The 4310-nt window shown below is 63.0% G+C and carries 6 protein-coding genes; 2 read left to right on the top strand and 4 right to left on the bottom strand.

Annotated features, from left to right (window positions below; genetic code table 11):
- A partial coding sequence (gene purQ, locus ACXJL8_RS35255) for a phosphoribosylformylglycinamidine synthase subunit PurQ (protein ID WP_456686478.1) occupies positions 1-618 on the bottom strand: 618 nt, incomplete at its 3' end.
- Positions 619-788: 170 nt separating this feature from the next.
- Between purQ and ACXJL8_RS35250 the strand changes: the two genes are divergently transcribed.
- A complete protein-coding gene (locus tag ACXJL8_RS35250) occupies positions 789-1805 on the top strand; it encodes a magnesium and cobalt transport protein CorA (protein ID WP_456621291.1) in 1017 nt (338 codons plus the stop codon).
- 286 nt (positions 1806-2091) lie between these two features.
- On the opposite strand, the gene purS is transcribed toward ACXJL8_RS35250, so the two are convergent.
- Both purS and purC read right to left on the bottom strand, forming a co-directional pair.
- Positions 2092-2331 (bottom strand): phosphoribosylformylglycinamidine synthase subunit PurS, encoded by a 240-nt coding sequence (purS, locus tag ACXJL8_RS35245; RefSeq protein WP_456686477.1) that lies wholly within the window; start codon positions 2329-2331, stop codon positions 2092-2094.
- Between the two features lie 13 nt (positions 2332-2344).
- Entirely contained in the window at positions 2345-3112 is a 768-nt protein-coding gene (gene purC, locus ACXJL8_RS35240; protein WP_008974302.1) for a phosphoribosylaminoimidazolesuccinocarboxamide synthase, read from the bottom strand.
- 321 nt (positions 3113-3433) lie between these two features.
- Between purC and ACXJL8_RS35235 the strand changes: the two genes are divergently transcribed.
- Positions 3434-3757, top strand: a complete 324-nt coding sequence (locus ACXJL8_RS35235) for a DUF1476 domain-containing protein (protein ID WP_456621290.1) — start codon at positions 3434-3436, stop codon at positions 3755-3757.
- Positions 3758-3871: 114 nt separating this feature from the next.
- Here the strand turns inward: ACXJL8_RS35235 and cynS are convergent.
- Positions 3872-4310 (bottom strand): cyanase (cynS, locus tag ACXJL8_RS35230; protein ID WP_456686476.1); only part of this gene is annotated, 439 nt, incomplete at its 5' end.

The raw sequence follows: 4310 nt of genomic DNA, 5'->3' as shown, positions 1-4310 counted from the left end.
TTCGGGATGCGGCATCATGCCGAGCACGTTGCCGCTGTCGTTGACGAGGCCTGCGATGGAATGCGCCGCGCCGTTGATGTTGTGGCGCTCGTCGACCACGCCGTCGGCCGAGCAGTAGCGGTAGAGCACCCGCCCCTCGCCCTCGAGCCGCTTGATGGTCTCTTCATCCGCCTCGTAATTGCCCTCGCCATGGGCGACCGGGACGCGGATCACCTGGCCGGCATTGTAGCCGCGGGTGAACGGCGTGTCGGAACGCTCGACGCGCAGATGCACGTCGCGGCAGATGAATTTCAGTTGCGCGTTGCGCATCAAGACGCCCGGCAGCAGGCCGGATTCGCAGAGGATCTGGAAGCCGTTGCAGACGCCGAGCACGAGGCCGCCCTTCGCCGCATAGTCGCGCACGGCATCCATCACCGGCGCACGCGCGGCGATTGCACCACAGCGCAGATAATCGCCGTAGGAGAAGCCGCCGGGTACGACCACGAGGTCGGTGCCTGCGGGCAGCGACGTCTCGGCGTGCCAGACCATCTCGGGTTCATTGCCCGAGATCARCTTCAACGCCCGCGCCATGTCGCGCTCGCGGTTGATTCCGGGAAAGACGAGGATGGCGGCTTTCATTGGCTTTGGGTTCCGGGCAAGGGGGTTGGAATCGGGCTGGCCGGCGGCGAAATCGCGAAGAGACATAACCATTTGACGCGGATTTTACCAGTGCTAGCCTCGCTGGACGGCTTTGTGCACAGGCCATAGCCGACCATTTTGGCCGAACGATTTTGCCCGGGATTGAAGCCATGAACGTCCCGTCGCGCCCCGCATCCCAGTCCGAGCCGGTATCCGCCGAAGGCGTCGTCGCTGCCGGCGCCTATGTCGATGGCCGGCGCATCGCCAATATCGCCATCAGCGAGGCATCGAGCTGGCGCGCGAAACCCGGCCACGTGGTCTGGATCGGCCTGCACGAGCCGGACATGGCGCTGCTCAGCGCCGTGCAGAAACAGTTCGACCTGCACGAGCTTGCCATCGAGGACGCCAATCACGCCCATCAGCGGCCCAAGATCGAGCAATATGGCGAGGCCCTCTTCATCGTCGCACGCACGGCGCAATTGATCGAGGGCCGGATCGCCTTCGGCGAGACGCACATCTTCGTCGGCGAAGGCTATCTCGTAACGGTCCGGCACGGCGCTTCGACCTCCTATACGGCGGTACGCGAGCGCTGTGAGAGCTGTCCGCGGGCGCTCGCCCGCGGCGAGGACTACATCCTCTATGCCATCATCGATTTCATCGTCGACAACTACTCCCCCGTGCTCGAAAGCATTCACGAGGAAATCGAGGAGATCGAGGACGACGTGCTCTCGCACGCGATCACCAAGGCGCAGATCGAGCGGCTGTACATGCTGCGTCGTGACCTCCTGCGACTGCGGAACGCGATCGGTCCTCTGGTCGAAGTCTGCCGGCGGCTGGAGCATGACGAGCTGTCGATGGTGCGCCCGACCATGCAGCCCCTGTTCCGCGACGTCACCGACCACGTCCGCAACATCCAGGAGCGCATCGATTCCATGCGCGAGGTGCTGGCCTTCGCCTTCGAAGCGAGCCTCTTGGTCGGCCAGGCCCAGGAGACGGCGGTGTCGAAGAAACTAGCCTCCTGGCTCGCGATCCTCGCCGTCCCGACCGCAGTCGCCGGCATCTATGGGATGAACTTCAAATACATCCCCGAGCTGCAATGGGAGTACAGCTATTTCGTCGTCATGGGGATGATGGCGCTCGCCTGCCTCGGATTGTACTGGCGCTTCCGCCGCGTCGGGTGGCTGTGAGCCGCGAAAGGGCTGAGCCAACAGCTTCGTAGCCCGGATGGAGCGAAGCGTAATCCGGGACAGCGCCATCCCGGATACCTCCCGGATTTCGCTTCGCTCCATCCGGGCTACGATTGCAGCGTCACAGCCGGTCCAACTCCCCATCCTGAGGAGCGCGCCCTCTGCGCGCGTCTCGAAGGATGAAGGCCGAGGTGCGAGAGCCGGGCCTGCATGGTTCTCGCGGCGATGCGAAGCATCGTCCGCTAGACGCGCGTTCCGCGCTCCTCACCATGAGGATTTGGCAGGCTCAGACGATCTCCACCCGATAGTTCTCGATCACGGTGTTGGCGAGCAGCTTGTCGGCGGCGTCCTTCAGCGCGGCTTCGGCCTTGGCCTTGTCGGCGCCGGCAAGCTCGATGTCGAACACCTTGCCCTGACGGACGCTGGCGACGCCGTCGACGCCGAGCGACTTCAGCGCGCCTTCGATGGCCTTTCCTTGCGGATCGAGGATGCCCGTCTTCAAGGTAAYGGTGACACGTGCCTTCACGTCGAAAACCCCTTTAGCTCTTCACCAGCACCGGGCCGGAGCCCGCCGGACGCTCGTTTTCCATGAGAATGCCGAGACGCTTTGCCACTTCGGTATAGGCCTCGAGCAGGCCGCCGAGGTCGCGGCGGAAGCGGTCCTTGTCGAGCTTCTCGTTCGACTTGATGTCCCACAGACGGCAGGAGTCCGGCGAGATCTCGTCGGCAACGATGATCCGCATCATTTCGTTCTCGAACAGCCGCCCGCACTCCATTTTGAAGTCGACGAGACGGATGCCGATGCCGAGGAAGAGGCCGGTGAGGAAGTCGTTGACACGGATGGCGAGCGCCATGATGTCGTCGATCTCCTGCGGCGTCGCCCAGCCGAAGGCGGTGATGTGCTCTTCCGACACCATGGGGTCGTTGAGCTGGTCGTTCTTGTAGTAGAATTCGATGATCGAGCGCGGCAGCTGCGTGCCTTCCTCGATGCCGAGGCGCTGCGACAGGGAGCCGGCGGCAACGTTCCGCACCACCACCTCGAGCGGCACGATCTCGACCTCGCGAATCAACTGCTCGCGCATGTTGAGGCGGCGGATGAAGTGGGTCGGCACCCCGATGTCGTTGAGGTGCTGAAACAGGTACTCCGAGATCCGGTTGTTGAGGACACCCTTGCCCTCGATCACCTGATGCTTTTTCGCATTGAACGCGGTGGCGTCATCCTTGAAGTGCTGGATCAGGGTACCGGGCTCCGGGCCTTCGTAAAGAACCTTTGCCTTGCCTTCATAAATGCGACGCCGACGGCTCATGGGGATGTACCGTGTTTTGTTGAAATCCATGTATCTGGTGTGCTCCGGTTGACTAGGATTACGACCCACAGCGGAGCTGCCGTGAACAGCCCGGAACCCGTCTATAACCCTTGGAAACAGAACAGGAACCAAACCTTCAGGCAACCTATCCGATTGGCCGACCCAGCACAATCGATCCGGCTCATCCGATGCCAACTTATACCGCCTTGCCTGCGGCTTAACGGCTCGTTGTTTTGCCGATTCGTGCCCCCTATCTAGGCATGCGCCGGGGCCGTCGCAACGAGGGCCGCCGGCTCCAGTCAGCAGGGAATTGGAAAAGGCATGAGCAATTTCGACAAGCGCGAGGAAGGTTTCGAGAAGAAATTCGCCCTCGACGAGGAGCAGAAATTCAAGGCGGAAGCCCGCCGCAACCGGCTGCTCGGCCTGTGGGCGGCCGAAAAGCTCGGCATCACCGGCGATGCGGCGGCGGCCTACGCCAAGGAGGTGGTCGCGGCCGATTTCGAGGAAGCCGGCGACGCCGACGTGCTGCGCAAGGTCATGGCCGATTTCGCCGCCAAGAGCGTCGCCGTCACCGAACAGGCGATTCGCGCCAAGATGAACGAGCTGATCGCCGTGGCGGCGGCCGAGGTGAAGGCGGGGACATAAGGCCGCGCGCGTCCCACACTCGCAGTCATTCCGGGGCGGTCCGTAGGACCGAACCCGGAATCTCGAGATTCCGGATCGGCGCTGTCGCGCCGTCCGGAATGACGGAGGGCCAAATCACCCCTCCTTGAAGCCATACTCCGGCACGTTGCCGCTGGCGCCGTAATATTTATACGGCAGGAACTTGCCTGACATCGTGATCTTGACGCGGTCGCCCTTCGGATTGGCGACGCGCTCGATGCCCATGTCGAAGTCGATCGCCGACATGATGCCGTCGCCGAACTCTTCCTCGATCAGCGCCTTCCAGGCCGGACCGTTCACCATCACCATCTCGTAGAAGCGGTAGATCAGCGGATCGGTCGGCGGCATCGGCGTGCCGGTGCCGCGCATCGGCACCTCGTTGAGCATGGCGGTCTCGGCCTTGGAGAGGCCGAACAGTTCGGCCGCATTGGCCGCCTGCGGCTTCGTCAGCTTCATCTGGCCCATGATCGCGCCGACGATCAAGACCTCGGAATAGCCGCCGATCTGCTCGCAAATGTGTTTCCAGCTCCAGCCC

It is taken from the genome of Bradyrhizobium sp. P5_C11_2 (assembly GCF_054049755.1).
This window is presented reverse-complemented; position numbering and strand designations above follow the sequence as displayed.